This is a genomic window from Pseudomonas sp. A34-9, from assembly GCF_029543085.1.
Taxonomy (GTDB): Bacteria; Pseudomonadota; Gammaproteobacteria; order Pseudomonadales; family Pseudomonadaceae; genus Aquipseudomonas.
This window is the reverse complement of the sequence record NZ_CP119967.1, coordinates 4,728,081-4,741,658: the sequence shown is the minus strand read 5'-3', so window position 1 is coordinate 4,741,658 and position 13,578 is coordinate 4,728,081. Positions and strand designations below refer to the sequence as shown.

At 59.1% G+C, this 13,578-nt stretch carries 13 protein-coding genes; 11 read left to right on the top strand and 2 right to left on the bottom strand.

What is annotated here, in order from left to right; genetic code table 11:
• Positions 1-93 precede the first annotated feature (93 nt).
• Positions 94-3,315, bottom strand: coding sequence for a ribonuclease E (gene rne / locus P3G59_RS21105; RefSeq protein WP_277758828.1), 3,222 nt, complete (start codon positions 3,313-3,315; stop codon positions 94-96).
• A 699-nt stretch (positions 3,316-4,014) separates the two neighbouring features.
• Here rne and rluC point away from each other — a divergent pair.
• Genes rluC through sppA form a run of 3 tightly spaced genes read left to right on the top strand, consistent with a single transcriptional unit; the run spans position 4,015 to position 6,637 of the window.
• Complete coding sequence (rluC, locus tag P3G59_RS21100; protein ID WP_277758827.1) at positions 4,015-4,974, top strand: 23S rRNA pseudouridine(955/2504/2580) synthase RluC; 960 nt, start codon at positions 4,015-4,017, stop codon at positions 4,972-4,974.
• A complete protein-coding gene (locus tag P3G59_RS21095; RefSeq protein WP_277758826.1) occupies positions 4,961-5,623 on the top strand; it encodes an HAD-IA family hydrolase in 663 nt (220 codons plus the stop codon). The genes rluC and P3G59_RS21095 overlap by 14 nt, the downstream gene beginning before the upstream one ends.
• A 24-nt stretch (positions 5,624-5,647) precedes the next feature.
• Positions 5,648-6,637: a signal peptide peptidase SppA gene (gene sppA / locus P3G59_RS21090; protein ID WP_122842557.1), complete on the top strand. Its 990-nt coding sequence runs from the start codon at positions 5,648-5,650 to the stop codon at positions 6,635-6,637.
• 95 nt (positions 6,638-6,732) lie between these two features.
• Here sppA and P3G59_RS21085 read toward each other — a convergent pair whose 3' ends face one another.
• Positions 6,733-7,311, bottom strand: coding sequence for a nucleoside triphosphate pyrophosphatase (locus tag P3G59_RS21085; protein WP_277758825.1), 579 nt, complete (start codon positions 7,309-7,311; stop codon positions 6,733-6,735).
• Positions 7,312-7,416: 105 nt separating this feature from the next.
• On the opposite strand from P3G59_RS21085, the gene P3G59_RS21080 reads away from it, so the two are divergent.
• From P3G59_RS21080 to pabC, 8 genes are all read left to right on the top strand, one after another.
• Complete coding sequence (locus P3G59_RS21080; protein ID WP_007908248.1) at positions 7,417-7,944, top strand: YceD family protein; 528 nt, start codon at positions 7,417-7,419, stop codon at positions 7,942-7,944.
• A 13-nt stretch (positions 7,945-7,957) separates the two neighbouring features.
• Positions 7,958-8,140: a 50S ribosomal protein L32 gene (gene rpmF / locus P3G59_RS21075; RefSeq protein WP_003179396.1), complete on the top strand. Its 183-nt coding sequence runs from the start codon at positions 7,958-7,960 to the stop codon at positions 8,138-8,140.
• A gap of 4 nt (positions 8,141-8,144) precedes the next feature.
• On the top strand, positions 8,145-9,155 hold the full coding sequence (plsX, locus tag P3G59_RS21070; protein WP_277758824.1) for a phosphate acyltransferase PlsX: 1,011 nt from the start codon (positions 8,145-8,147) through the stop codon (positions 9,153-9,155).
• Positions 9,156-9,278: 123 nt separating this feature from the next.
• Positions 9,279-10,217, top strand: coding sequence for an ACP S-malonyltransferase (gene fabD / locus P3G59_RS21065; RefSeq protein ID WP_095112883.1), 939 nt, complete (start codon positions 9,279-9,281; stop codon positions 10,215-10,217).
• 16 nt (positions 10,218-10,233) lie between these two features.
• Positions 10,234-10,977 (top strand): 3-oxoacyl-ACP reductase FabG, encoded by a 744-nt coding sequence (gene fabG, locus P3G59_RS21060; RefSeq protein ID WP_007908254.1) that lies wholly within the window; start codon positions 10,234-10,236, stop codon positions 10,975-10,977.
• Between the two features lie 196 nt (positions 10,978-11,173).
• Entirely contained in the window at positions 11,174-11,410 is a 237-nt protein-coding gene (gene acpP / locus P3G59_RS21055; protein WP_003175607.1) for an acyl carrier protein, read from the top strand.
• A 108-nt stretch (positions 11,411-11,518) separates the two neighbouring features.
• The gene (gene fabF, locus P3G59_RS21050) at positions 11,519-12,763 is read left to right on the top strand and encodes a beta-ketoacyl-ACP synthase II (RefSeq protein ID WP_016986028.1); all 1,245 of its coding nucleotides are present in this window, start codon (positions 11,519-11,521) and stop codon (positions 12,761-12,763) included.
• Positions 12,763-13,578: an aminodeoxychorismate lyase gene (gene pabC / locus P3G59_RS21045; protein WP_277758823.1), complete on the top strand. Its 816-nt coding sequence runs from the start codon at positions 12,763-12,765 to the stop codon at positions 13,576-13,578. Before fabF ends, pabC begins: the two co-directional genes overlap by 1 nt.

Here is a 13,578-nt window from a genome sequence, read left to right as displayed (position 1 = left end):
GCTGCCGAAGGCTGCGATCTTTCGATCTTTTAAACAGCATAAAAAAGCCCCGCCAGGCTTTCACCGGGCGGGGCTTTTTAACGGCTTTGGAAATTACACGAGTGGTTTAGGCTCGTGTTCTTTTTCCTCGGCATGTTGGTGTTGCTCGACCGCGTCCTGAACGGAGCGTGGTGCTTCAGCAATCACCGACTCAACCACGGCTTCTTCAGTCACCGGGGCAGGAGCTGCCTCGACCACGTCAGCCACCGGAGCAGCAGCGGCAGCCAGTTCGGCTTCCTTCTGCAGACGCTCTTCTTCACGCTTGCGACGACGCACTTCACGTGGATCGTTTGGCGCGCGACCGCTTGGCGTCAGGGCGCTGACCGGAGCCGGTGCTTCAACCACCGGTGCTGGCGCTTCGGCAACCACTGGAGCTTCGACAACTGGCGCTGGTTCAGCAACGACCACTGGCTCGGCAACCTTGGTTTCTTCAACTACCGGCGCTTCGAACACTGGCTTTTCAACAACCGGTGCTTCAACCACAGGCGCAGGTGTTTCAGCGACTGCTGGTTCAGCAACCCAGTTGAAAGCGGTCTGCTCTTCGCGAACTTCACGCACGGTTTCGGTCACGGTTTCTGCGACGGTTTCGACAACCGGCTCGGCAACCACAACTGGCGCTGGTTCTACCTGAGGCAGGGTTTCCTGAACCGGTGCCACTTCGACTTCCGGAGCTGCAACCACTTCTACCGGCGTGGTTGCTTCAACAACCGGCGCTTCCACTGGAGCGGTTTCCTGAACAGCAGCGGTGGCGCGTTCGGCTTGCTCGTGAGCTTGTGCTTCTGCCGGAGCACTGATCACGGTGCTGGCAACGGCGGCGGTTACAGCCAGGCCAGCAGACAGATCGGCGGTGCTTGGGCCTTCAGCGTTTTCGCCGGCTTCGGATTCTTCCGAACCTTCGATCACGTTGCCGTTGGCGTCACGCTGACGCTCACGACGGTTGCTGCGACGACGCTGACCACGCGAGCGACGACGTGGACGATCGCCTTCGGCGCTCTCCGAACCGTCTTCCGGCAGTTGCTCTTCGTTGGTGTTCAGTTCTTCTTCGGCGACGGCAGCAGCGGCCTGTTCGGCGCGTGGCTGACGCTCTTCACGCGGTGGACGCGGTGCGCGCTCTTCACGTGGCTGACGGGCCGGACGCTCTTCAGCGGTAACCACTGCGGTGTCTGCAGTCACTGGAGCGGCGTCCAGTGGCTCGCGCAGTTCACGTACACGCTCTTCACGCTCGCCACGTGGCTTGCGGTCTTCGCGTGGTGCGCGTGGCGCACGTTCTTCACGCGGAGCACGTGGTGCGCGCTCTTCGCGGGCTGCCGGCGCTTCGGTGCGGGCTTCACGCGGCTCGCGGACTTCACGGGCTTCGCGTGGCTGACGCTCTTCACGCGGTTCACGTGGGGCGCGTTCTTCACGCGGTGCACGTTCTTCACGCGGCTTGCGCTCTTCATCGCGGCGACCATTACGGTTGCGGCTCTGCTGACGACCGTTGCGGCGTTCTTCGTTGCGAGCCGGACGCTCGGTGGCTGGTTTTTCAACCACAACCGGAGCGGCTGGCTCTTCTTTGGTGGCGAACAGACTGACCAGCGATTTCACCAGGCCTTTGAACAGGCTTGGCTCTGGCGCGGCAACTGGCGCCGGTGCTGGAGCGGCAGGCGCGGCGACTTCGGTCGGAACCGGAGCATTGGCGCGGGCCGGAGCAGTCTTGACTGCGGCTTCCTGGCGAACCAGGGTGCGGGTCGCAGCGGCTGGCTGAACTTCTTCAACTTCGGCAGCGGCAGCAGCGATTTCGTAGCTGGACTGGTTGGTCGCGGCTTCCGGGCTGTCGTCACGCAGACGCTGAACTTCGAAGTGCGGCGTTTCGAGGTGATCGTTCGGCAGAATGACGATACGGGCGCGGGTGCGCAGTTCGATCTTGGTGATCGAGTTGCGTTTTTCATTGAGCAGGAACGCGGCGACCGGGATCGGCACCTGAGCACGGACTTCGGCAGTGCGGTCTTTCAGGGCTTCTTCTTCGATCAGGCGCAGGATCGCCAGCGACAGCGATTCCACGTCACGGATGATGCCGGTGCCGTTGCAACGCGGGCAGACGATGCCGCTGCTTTCGCCCAGCGATGGACGCAGGCGCTGACGGGACATTTCCAGCAAACCGAAGCGCGAGATGCGACCGATCTGCACGCGAGCGCGGTCGGCTTCCAGGCATTCGCGGACTTTCTCTTCCACGGCGCGCTGGTTCTTGGCAGGGGTCATGTCGATGAAGTCGATGACGATCAGGCCGCCGATGTCGCGCAGGCGCAACTGACGGGCAATTTCTTCGGCGGCTTCAAGGTTGGTCTGCAGGGCGGTTTCTTCGATGTCGCTGCCTTTGGTGGCGCGCGCCGAGTTGATGTCGATGGACACCAGGGCTTCGGTCGGATCGATAACGATGGAGCCGCCGGAAGGCAGTTCAACGACGCGCTGGAAAGCGGTCTCGATCTGGCTTTCGATCTGGAAACGGTTGAACAGCGGCACGCTGTCTTCGTAAAGCTTGATCTTGCTGGCGTACTGCGGCATCACCTGGCGGATGAAGGTCAGGGCTTCGTCCTGGGCTTCAACGCTGTCGATCAGCACTTCGCCGATGTCCTGGCGCAGGTAATCGCGGATGGCGCGGATGATCACGTTGCTTTCCTGGTAGATCAGGAATGGCGCGGAGCGATCCAGCGAGGCTTCTTTGATGGCGGTCCACAGTTGCAGCAGGTAGTCGAGGTCCCACTGCATTTCTTCGCTGCTGCGGCCAAGGCCGGCAGTGCGCACGATCAGACCCATGTCGGCTGGCGCAACCAGACCGTTCAGCGCTTCACGCAGTTCGTTGCGCTCTTCGCCTTCGATGCGACGGGAGATCCCGCCGGCACGCGGGTTGTTCGGCATCAGCACGAGGTAACGACCGGCCAGGCTGATGAAGGTGGTCAGGGCTGCGCCCTTGTTGCCACGTTCTTCTTTTTCGACCTGAACGATGACTTCCTGGCCTTCGCTCAGGACGTCCTTGATGTTGACGCGGCCTTCAGGGGCTTTCTTGAAGTACTCGCGGGAGATTTCTTTAAGGGGCAGGAAGCCGTGGCGCTCGGAGCCGAAATCGACAAAGGCAGCCTCAAGGCTTGGTTCGATGCGAGTGATACGGCCTTTATAGATGTTGGCCTTCTTCTGCTCGCGTGCACCGGATTCGATGTCCAGGTCGTAGAGGCGTTGGCCATCTACCAGTGCAACACGCAACTCTTCGGGTTGAGTTGCGTTAATCAGCATTCTTTTCATGTAGTACCGTCGGTTTCCGGGCTGCCGGAAACGGCGTTCGGCACACACGACTTCTCACGGTCGGTGTCAGGTGCGTCGGGAGTGGTTGGCCATTCCCGTGTCCAGCGATATGCGGCCAATTGGGCCGATATAGCGACGTACGCGTCCTGCTTGCTGTGGCTACTTAAGCACTCAGTCAGGAGGAGGAATCAACCAGCGGCTGTGGACGAGATGAAGCGTCTTGATAAAGCCTATTGCTACACAGTCCGGCGGTTGTGCATCTCCACCCTACACGTATCCCTGATAATTCGGGTGCTGCCGCGCGCAGAATCCGCAGCGGGTTGGCATTTACCGTGAGCTCCGAAAGGGGAGGTCACGCATCATGGCTAATTCAGGCGTTGTTTCCGAAGCATTCGCTCGGGGTCATCTGCAACTGACTGCACTTTGTGAACTGGCCTTGAATGTGTGCCTGCCAGGCGAGTAAAAACTCTGCTCGGCGGTGTAATTCAGGCCTCATGTCACCTGCGCTTGTTACAACTGCAAACTCCACCGTTACGTAGCGAAAGCCCCGTAGGACGGCCTCGCGTCCTGGTGAATTGCGTTGGTCAGGGCCGGTTTTTGACCGTGATTCCTCTGTCCAGGCCGCTTTTGGCGGCGTTCGCGACTATAGCAGCAATGATTAAGTGCTTCAATTCCATAAAAATTGTTATCATCCGCGGCATGACAACTACTGCCCCTTCGACTCCAGGCGTTCAATTGCTTGAAGTCTCGCCGGAGTATGCCGGCCAACGAATCGACAACTTTCTCCTCGCCCGGCTCAAAGGCGTGCCCAAGACCTTGATTTACCGCATTTTGCGTAAAGGCGAAGTGCGCGTGAACAAAGGTCGGATCAAGCCCGAATACAAGCTGCAGGCCGGCGATATCGTGCGCGTGCCGCCGGTTCGCGTGCCTGAACGTGACGAGCCGGTGCCACTGGCCCAAGGCCTGTTGCAGCGCCTGGAAGCCTCGATTGTCTTCGAAGACAAAGCCCTGATTGTGATCAACAAGCCCGCCGGCATTGCGGTTCACGGCGGCAGTGGCTTGAACTTCGGCGTGATCGAAGCCTTTCGTCAGTTGCGTCCTGATGCCAAAGAGCTGGAATTGGTCCACCGTCTCGACCGTGACACTTCCGGCCTGCTGATGATCGCGAAAAAGCGCAGCATGTTGCGTCACTTGCATGAGCAATTGCGCGGCGATGGCGTCGACAAGCGCTACATGGCGCTGGTTCGCGGCAACTGGGCGACCTCGATCAAGAAAGTCAGTGCGCCATTGCTCAAGAGCAATTTGCGTTCCGGCGAGCGCATGGTTGAAGTCAACGACGAAGGCAAAGAAGCCCTGACGATGTTCAAGGTGCTGCGCCGCTTCGGTGATTTTGCCACCATGGTCGAGGCTAAACCGGTCACCGGTCGCACCCACCAGATTCGCGTGCACACTTTACATGCCGGTCATTGCATTGCTGGCGACAGCAAGTATGGCGATGAGGATTTCACCAGGGAAATCCGCGATCTGGGCGGTAAGCGCCTGTTCCTGCACGCTTACATGCTGACCGTGCCGCTGCCGGATGGCGGCAAGCTGACCTTGCAGGCGCCGGTCGATGAAATGTGGGCCAAGACCGTGGAGCGATTGAGTGCGCCCATCTGATTACAAACTGCTGATTTTCGATTGGGACGGCACGCTCGCCGACTCCATTCATCGGATTGTCGAGGCGATGCACTCGGCGTCCGGGCGCTCCGGTTTCGAGTTGCGCGATGACTTTGCCGTCAAAGGCATTATCGGTCTGGGCCTGCCCGAGGCGATTCGCACGCTGTATCCCGAGATCAGCGATGCTGAAATGATCTTGTTTCGCGAGTATTACGCCGATCACTACATCGCTGCCGAAGCCGTGCCTTCGCCGTTGTTCGAGGGTGTTGTCGAGTCGATGGCGTCCTTTCGCGAGCAGGGTTATTACCTGGCTGTTGCGACCGGCAAGAATCGTCGCGGGCTGGATCGCGTGCTCAAGGCCAATGGCTGGGAAGACTATTTCGATATCACCCGTGCTGCCGATGAAACTGCGAGCAAGCCGCACCCTCTGATGCTGGAGCAGATCCTTGCGCATTGTGGTGTGCGTGCGGAGCAGGCGTTGATGGTCGGTGATTCATCCTTCGATCTGCTGATGGCGCGTAACGCGGGGATGGATTCGGTGGCGGTCAGTTATGGCGCGCAATCGATTGAATCGTTGCAGCAGTTCGAGCCTCGCTTGTCGATCGACCGTTTTTCCGAATTGCATGCCTGGCTGGGACAGCAGGCTTAATACGTTTTTGCTGGGGTGGATGGCATGACCGACGAATGGAAAGCACCGGCCAAGGCAAGTGCCGACGGCGGTGACGAGAAAAGCTGGAAGCTGTTAGAGAAGACGCTGCTGGCTGGCGTCCAGGAGCAGCGTCGTTCACGGCGTTGGGGGATTTTCTTCAAGCTGCTGACATTTGTTTATCTGTTTGTTGCGCTGATTTTGTTCACGCCGCTGATGGACATGGAAAAAAGCGCCACGCGTGGGCCGAACTACACCGCGTTGATCGACGTCACTGGCATGATTGCCGACAAGGAGCCGGCCAGCGCCGACAACATTGTCGGCAGTCTGCGCGCGGCGTTCGAGGACAAGAAGGTCAAGGGCGTGATCCTGCGGATCAACAGTCCTGGCGGCAGTCCGGTGCAGTCGGGTTATGTGTATGACGAGATCAAGCGTCTGCGCGGCCTGCATCCTGAGATCAAGGTGTATGCGGTGATTTCCGATCTGGGGGCGTCCGGTGCTTATTACATCGCCAGTGCGGCGGATCAGATCTACGCCGACAAGGCGAGTCTGGTGGGCTCCATTGGTGTGACGGCGGCCGGTTACGGCTTTGTCGGCACCATGGAGAAACTTGGCGTCGAGCGTCGTACGTACACCTCGGGCGAGCACAAGTCGTTCCTCGATCCGTTCCAGCCGCAGAAGCCTGAAGAAACGGCGTTCTGGCAAAGCGTGCTGGATACCACGCACAAGCAGTTCATCAACAGCGTCAAGCAGGGTCGTGGCGATCGTCTGAAAGACAAAGAGCATCCGGAGCTGTTTTCCGGGCTGGTCTGGTCGGGCGAGCAGGCGCTGCCGCTGGGTCTGATTGATGGTCTGGGCAATGCCAGTTCGGTAGCGCGGGATGTGATTGGTGAGAAAGAGTTGGTGGACTTCACTGTTCAGGAGTCGCCGTTCGATCGCTTCTCGAAGAAGCTCGGTGCCAGTGTGGCTGAGCAGTTGGCGATGTGGATGGGTTTCCACGGGCCTTCGTTGCGCTGATTCGTCGTAAAGATCAAAAGATCGCAGCTTGCGGCAGCTCCTACAGGGTTATTCATTGCCATGTAGGAGCTGCCGCAGGCTGCGATCTTTTGCTTTTAAGGGATTTGCACGCCTTCAATCAGTAACATGTCGATCAGCCGAATCAGCGGCAAACCGATCAGGCTGGTCGCGTCCGGCCCCTCGGTTGACTGGAACAGGCTCACACCCAAACCTTCAGCCTTGAAGCTGCCAGCGCAGTCGTAAGGCTGCTCGATGCGCAGATAGCGCTCAACGCGCGCCTGATCGAGTTGGCGCATGTGTACGGTGAAAGGCACGCAATCGACCTGGCACTCGCCCGTCTGGCTATTGAGCAGGGCCAGGCCGGTCAGAAAGGTCACGCTGGCGCCGCTGGCGGCCATCAGTTGTTCGCGGGCTTTCTCGAACGTGTGCGGCTTGCCGATGATCTGCTCGCCAAGCACGGCAACCTGGTCTGAACCAATAATCAGATGAGCGGGGTGGCTGTCGGCCAGTGCCCGGGCTTTTTGTTCGGCAAGGCGTTTGACCAGTTCGATGGCGGACTCGCCCGGGCGATGGCTTTCATCGATATCCGGCGAGCTGCAGACGAACGGCAGGTGCAGGCGGGCGAGCAATTCGCGACGATAGGTCGAGCTTGAAGCGAGTAATAAAGGCAGCATTCGCGTCTCCTGAGGCAGGTGCAGATTCTAGCGGAGGCACGCAAGTGACGGACAGGGCACAATTTCCTTTGACATGGTTGGGTGCATCCCTATAATGCTGCGCCTATGTTGAATGACCCGATTCCACCTCACGTTGACCCGCGCAAATTGGCTGATCGTGGCACCACCCTTCAAGGTGAAATGCTGCTGGCCGATTTGGAGAGACTCTGCGACCCGCTTTCCGACAATGTCGGTACGGTGCAGGCGAAATTCGTTTTTGAACGAGATGAACGTAAATCTGTGGTAATCCACAGCTTTATCGACACCGAGGTCAAAATGGTTTGCCAGCGTTGTCTTGAGCTGGTCACCCTGCCGATCCACAGCGAATGCAGTTATGCTGTGGTGAAAGAGGGTGCGAATACCCAGTCGTTGCCGAAAGGTTATGACGTGCTGGAACTGGGCGAAGATCCATTGGATCTGCAGTCACTGATCGAGGAGGAGCTTCTGCTCGCCTTGCCCATTGTGCCTGCTCATCATCCGGAAGAATGCCAGCAGCCGGCGGGTCTCGATGAGCCCGAACCGAGCGAGGACGAGTCAACGCGGTCCAACCCGTTCAGTGTATTGGCGCAGTTAAAGCGTGACCCAAACGTTTAGGAGTTAATCAATTATGGCTGTTCAGCAGAACAAAAAATCCCGCTCTGCCCGTGACATGCGCCGTTCGCACGACGCTCTCGAGGCTAGCACTCTGTCTGTAGAAAAAACCACTGGTGAAGTTCACCTGCGTCACCACGTATCGCCAGAAGGCGTATACCGTGGCCGTAAAGTGATCGACAAGGGCGCTGACGAGTAATCACTTGTCCGCTCAAGTCATCGCGATTGACGCAATGGGCGGGGACTTCGGTCCCCGCAGCATTGTTCAGGCCAGCCTTGCTTGCCTGTCTGCTACACCCTCCCTGCACCTGACCCTCGTCGGTCAACCCTCCCTTCTAGAAGAACTGATCAACGGCCAATCGGCTGCCGATCGCGCGCGCCTGACGATTGTTGCGGCCAGCGAAGTCATCACCATGGACGAAAAACCGACCCAGGCCTTGCGCAGCAAGCCGGATTCGTCGATGCGTGTCGCTCTCGAGCTGGTGCGTGACGGCAAGGCTCAAGCGTGTGTCAGTGCCGGTAATACCGGTGCGCTGATGGCGCTGTCGCGGTTCGTTCTGAAAACGTTACCGGGTATTGACCGTCCGGCCATGGTTGCCGCGATTCCGACGCAGAAGGGTTTTTGCCAGTTGCTCGATCTGGGCGCCAATGTCGATTGCAGTGCCGAGCATCTGCTGCAGTTTGCGGTGATGGGGTCGGTGGCGGCGCAGACGCTGGGTATCCATCGCCCGCGTGTCGCGCTGCTGAACATCGGCACCGAAGACATCAAGGGCAATCAGCAGGTCAAACTGGCTGCGACACTGTTGCAGTCTGCTCGCGGCATCAACTACATCGGTTTTATCGAAGGCGACGGGTTGTATCGCGGAGAGGCTGACGTGGTGGTTTGCGACGGTTTTGTCGGCAATATCCTGCTCAAGTCCAGCGAAGGCCTGGCGACGATGATCGCGGCGCGTATCGAGGCGCTGTTCAAAAAGAACTTCGCTTCCCGTGCGGTCGGTGCCTTGGCGCTGCCATTGATGAAGCGCTTGCAGGCGGATCTGGCGCCGGCGCGACATAACGGCGCAAGCTTTCTCGGTTTGCAGGGTATCGTCGTGAAAAGTCACGGTTCGGCCGGGGTTCAGGGCTTTCAGAGTGCGATTCAACGTGCGCTGATCGAGATTCAGGAGAACCTGCCCGAGCGCCTCCACGGTCGTCTGGAGGATTTGTTGTCTTAGGCGTTTTCGTCGGACAATGCTTAAATGTGACCGCCCGGTTCAAAGGGCCATCCAACTGTCAGTTTCTTGCGTCCCCCAGTGGGGCGTCATTTTCCGACGACAAGATCATTAGGGGCTTGTTACATGTCTGCTTCCCTCGCATTCGTCTTTCCAGGACAGGGTTCGCAGTCCCTCGGCATGTTGGCCGAGCTGGGCGCGGAATATCCGTTGATCCTCGAAACGTTCAAAGAAGCTTCTGAGGCTCTGGGCTATGACCTGTGGGCACTGACCCAGCAGGGCCCGGAAGAGCTGCTCAATCAAACCGATAAAACCCAACCGGCCATTCTGACCGCTTCGATCGCCCTGTGGCGTCTGTGGCTTTCTGAAGGCGGTGCGCGTCCGGCATTCGTTGCCGGTCACAGCCTGGGCGAATACAGCGCGCTGGTCGCTGCCGGCAGCCTGACACTGGCTGACGCGGTCAAGCTCGTTGAGCGTCGCGGTCAGTTGATGCAGGAAGCGGTTCCGGCCGGGCAGGGCGGCATGGCTGCCATTCTTGGTCTGGAAGATGCCGACGTGCTGGCAGCCTGCGCAGAAGCTGCGCAAGGTGAGGTGGTCAGCGCCGTCAACTTCAACTCGCCAGGCCAAGTGGTCATCGCCGGTGCCAAGGCTGCCGTTGAGCGCGCCATCGAAGGCTGCAAGGCGCGTGGCGCCAAGCGTGCCATGCCGCTGCCGGTGAGCGTGCCGTCGCACTGCGAGCTGATGCGTCCGGCTGCCGAGCGTTTTGCCGAATCCATCGCCGCCATCGACTGGCAGGCACCGCAGATCCCGGTGGTACAGAACGTCAGCGCGCAAGTGCCGGCCGATCTGGAAACCCTCAAGCGCGATCTGCTCGAACAACTCTACAAGCCAGTGCGCTGGGTCGAGTCGGTACAGACTCTGGCCGCCAAGGGCGCGACCAATCTGGTCGAATGCGGCCCGGGCAAAGTCCTGGCCGGTCTGAACAAACGTTGCGCCGAAGGCGTCGCGACTTCCAACCTCAATACCCCAGACGCTTTCGCTGCCGCCCGTGCAGCGCAAGCCTGAATCAGGAGAAACTTGCATGAGTCTGCAAGGTAAAGTTGCACTGGTCACCGGTGCAAGCCGCGGTATCGGCCAGGCTATCGCACTGGAACTGGGTCGTCAGGGCGCCATCGTTATTGGCACCGCGACTTCCGCTTCGGGCGCTGAGCGCATTGCGGCAACCCTGAAGGAAAATGGTATTCAGGGCACTGGCCTTGAGCTGAACGTTACCAGCGATGAATCGGTCAGCGCCGTGCTGGCGAGCATTCAGGAGCAGTTTGGTGCGCCAGTGGCGATCCTGGTCAATAATGCCGGCATCACCCGCGATAACCTGATGATGCGCATGAAAGACGATGAGTGGTACGACGTGATCGATACCAACCTGAACAGTCTATTCCGCCTGTCCAAGGGCGTTCTGCGCGGCATGACCAAGGCGCGTTGGGGCCGAATTATCAGTATTGGCTCGGTGGTGGGTGCCATGGGCAACGCAGGCCAAGTAAACTATGCAGCCGCCAAGGCCGGTCTGGAAGGTTTCAGCCGTGCAATGGCGCGTGAAGTCGGTTCGCGTTCGATTACGGTCAACTCGGTAACCCCAGGGTTTATCGACACCGATATGACGCGCGAGCTGCCTGAAGCACAGCGTGAAGCCTTGCAGACGCAGATTCCGCTGGGTCGTCTGGGACAAGCTCAAGAGATCGCGTCTGTGGTCGCTTTTCTTGCATCCGACGGTGCGGCATACGTCACTGGGGCTACAATCCCGGTGAACGGTGGGATGTACATGTAAGTAAAATGTGACGGATTGCTTCAAAAAAATGTCATACGAGCTGTCTAAAATCCGTTATAAAGCTGCAATCTATTTATAGGCAGAGGGCCGCAGGGTTTGAGGAGTGAAGCTTTCAGTTGAAATGCTGAAAAGTCTTTCTATACACTTACCCACTGGCCAGCTGCCTGAATTTGTCCATTAGGAGTGAAAACAAGGTATGAGCACCATCGAAGAGCGCGTCAAGAAAATCGTTGCCGAGCAACTGGGTGTTAAAGAAGAAGAAGTGGTTAACACTGCTTCCTTCGTTGAAGACCTGGGTGCCGACTCCCTTGACACCGTTGAGCTGGTGATGGCTCTGGAAGAGGAATTCGAGACCGAAATCCCTGACGAAGAAGCTGAGAAGATCACTACTGTACAAGCTGCAATCGACTACGTTACTAGCCACCAGGCGTAATAGTTTGTAATCGTTGTTTGCTGTCATGGAAAAACCGCACTGCCATCATGGCGTGCGGTTTTTTCTTTAGGCCTGATGCAAAATCGTCATTTGAAAAAGGAGAGTGCTGTGTCGCGTAGACGCGTCGTAGTCACCGGTATGGGTATGTTGTCGCCACTGGGCACGGATGTGCCGAGCAGTTGGCAGGGCATTCTGGCTGGCCGCAGTGGCATTGGTCTGATCGAACACACCGACCTTTCTGCCTATTCCACCCGCTTTGGCGGCTCGGTAAAGGGCTTCAATGTCGAGGAATACCTGTCGGTCAAGGAAGCGCGCAAGCTCGACCTGTTCATTCAGTACGGCCTCGCCGCCGGCTTTCAAGCCGTGCGCAACGCCGGTCTGGAAGTCACCGACGCCAACCGTGAACGCATTGGCGTAGCCATGGGTTCGGGGATCGGCGGTCTGACCAACATCGAAGAAACCAGCCGTACTCTGCATGAGACGGGTCCGCGTCGAATCTCGCCATTCTTCGTGCCAGGCTCGATCATCAATATGATTTCCGGTTTTCTGTCCATCCACCTGGGTGCGCAGGGACCTAACTACGCCATCGCCACTGCGTGTACCACCGGTACGCACTGCATTGGCATGGCGGCGCGCAACATCATGTACGACGAAGCCGACGTGATGATTGCCGGCGGTGCCGAAATGGCTGCGTGCGGTCTGGGCATGGGCGGGTTCGGCGCGTCCCGTGCACTGTCGACCCGCAACGACGAGCCAACCCGCGCCAGCCGTCCTTGGGACAAGGGCCGTGACGGTTTCGTGCTGTCCGACGGCGCCGGTGCACTGGTGCTCGAAGAACTTGAACACGCCAAGGCGCGCGGTGCGACCATCTACGCCGAGCTGATCGGCTTTGGCACCAGTGGCGATGCGTTCCACATGACTTCGCCACCCGCCGACGGCGCCGGTGCGGCACGCTGCATCACCAACGCGTTGCGCGATGCGAAGATCAACATCGATCAAGTGCAATACATCAACGCCCACGGCACCTCTACCCCGGCCGGCGACCTCGCCGAAGCCAATGCGATCAAGACCGTGTTCGGTGATCACGCCTACAAGCTGGCGGTCAGCTCGACGAAGTCCATGACCGGTCACCTGTTGGGTGCGGCGGGCGCAGTCGAGGCGATCTTCAGCGTGCTGGCGATCAACAGCCAGGTCGCACCGCCGACCATCAACCTCGACGAGCCGGACGAAGGCTGCGATCTCGATTTTGTGCCGCACACCGCGCGCAACATGGACATCGATGTCGTGCTGTCCAACTCCTTTGGTTTTGGCGGCACCAACGGCACCCTGGCATTCCGCCGGTTCGCAGGCTGATGGACAGTTGGGTCGACGGTCAACCGGCTGACGCTCTGTCGCTGAAAGATCGCGGCCTGGCTTACGGCGACGGTCTGTTCGAGACCATCGCCGTGCGTGACGGCCAGCCGGTTCTGCTGGATCGACACCTGACGCGTCTGGCCGATGGCTGTTCGCGTCTGGCCATTGCGGCCGATATCGAGCTGATCCGCCATGAGCTGCTGAGTTATGCGGCGGCGATGGGCGAGGGTGTACTCAAGCTCATCCTCAGCCGTGGCGACGGTTTGCGCGGTTATGCGCCAGATCCCACGGCCTCGGGTCGTCGCATCCTGCAAGGCAATCCGCCTGCTGCTTATCCTGCTGTTCATGCTGAACAAGGCGTTCGCCTGTTCCCGTGCAGCACGCGCCTGGCCAGGCAGCCGCTACTCGCTGGACTCAAACACCTCAATCGACTGGAGCAAGTGCTCGCCCGTGCCGAATGGCAGGACAGCGAGCACGCCGAAGGCTTGATGCTCGATCAGGCAGGTCGGGTCATCGAAGCGGTGTTCAGCAACGTGTTTCTGGTGCGCGACGGTGTATTGATCACGCCGGATCTGAAGCGCTGCGGTGTCGCCGGTGTGATGCGCGCCGAAATATTGTTTCAGGCCGAGTCATTGGCCATCCCCACACAAATCGCTGACATCAGCCTCGAACAGCTGCAATGGGCCGATGAAGTGTTTGTCTGCAACAGCGTTTATGGCGTCTGGCCGGTACGCGCCTACGCTGCACTGAGCTGGCCGGTTGGCCCGCTCACCCGTAAACTGCAAACCATTGCCCGCGCCCTACTGGATGCCTGA

Excerpts from the sequence above, each read along its gene's own strand:
- fabG (WP_007908254.1), top strand. The coding sequence starts at position 10,234 with ATGAGTCTGCAAGGTAAAGTTGCACTGGTCACCGGTGCAAGCCGCGGT.
- fabD (WP_095112883.1), top strand. The coding sequence starts at position 9,279 with ATGTCTGCTTCCCTCGCATTCGTCTTTCCAGGACAGGGTTCGCAGTCC.
- sppA (WP_122842557.1), top strand. The coding sequence starts at position 5,648 with ATGACCGACGAATGGAAAGCACCGGCCAAGGCAAGTGCCGACGGCGGT.
- pabC (WP_277758823.1), top strand. The coding sequence starts at position 12,763 with ATGGACAGTTGGGTCGACGGTCAACCGGCTGACGCTCTGTCGCTGAAA.
- acpP (WP_003175607.1), top strand. The coding sequence starts at position 11,174 with ATGAGCACCATCGAAGAGCGCGTCAAGAAAATCGTTGCCGAGCAACTG.
- rpmF (WP_003179396.1), top strand. The coding sequence starts at position 7,958 with ATGGCTGTTCAGCAGAACAAAAAATCCCGCTCTGCCCGTGACATGCGC.
- P3G59_RS21085 (WP_277758825.1), bottom strand. The coding sequence starts at position 7,311 with ATGCTGCCTTTATTACTCGCTTCAAGCTCGACCTATCGTCGCGAATTG.
- rne (WP_277758828.1), bottom strand. The coding sequence starts at position 3,315 with ATGAAAAGAATGCTGATTAACGCAACTCAACCCGAAGAGTTGCGTGTT.
- P3G59_RS21080 (WP_007908248.1), top strand. The coding sequence starts at position 7,417 with ATGTTGAATGACCCGATTCCACCTCACGTTGACCCGCGCAAATTGGCT.
- rluC (WP_277758827.1), top strand. The coding sequence starts at position 4,015 with ATGACAACTACTGCCCCTTCGACTCCAGGCGTTCAATTGCTTGAAGTC.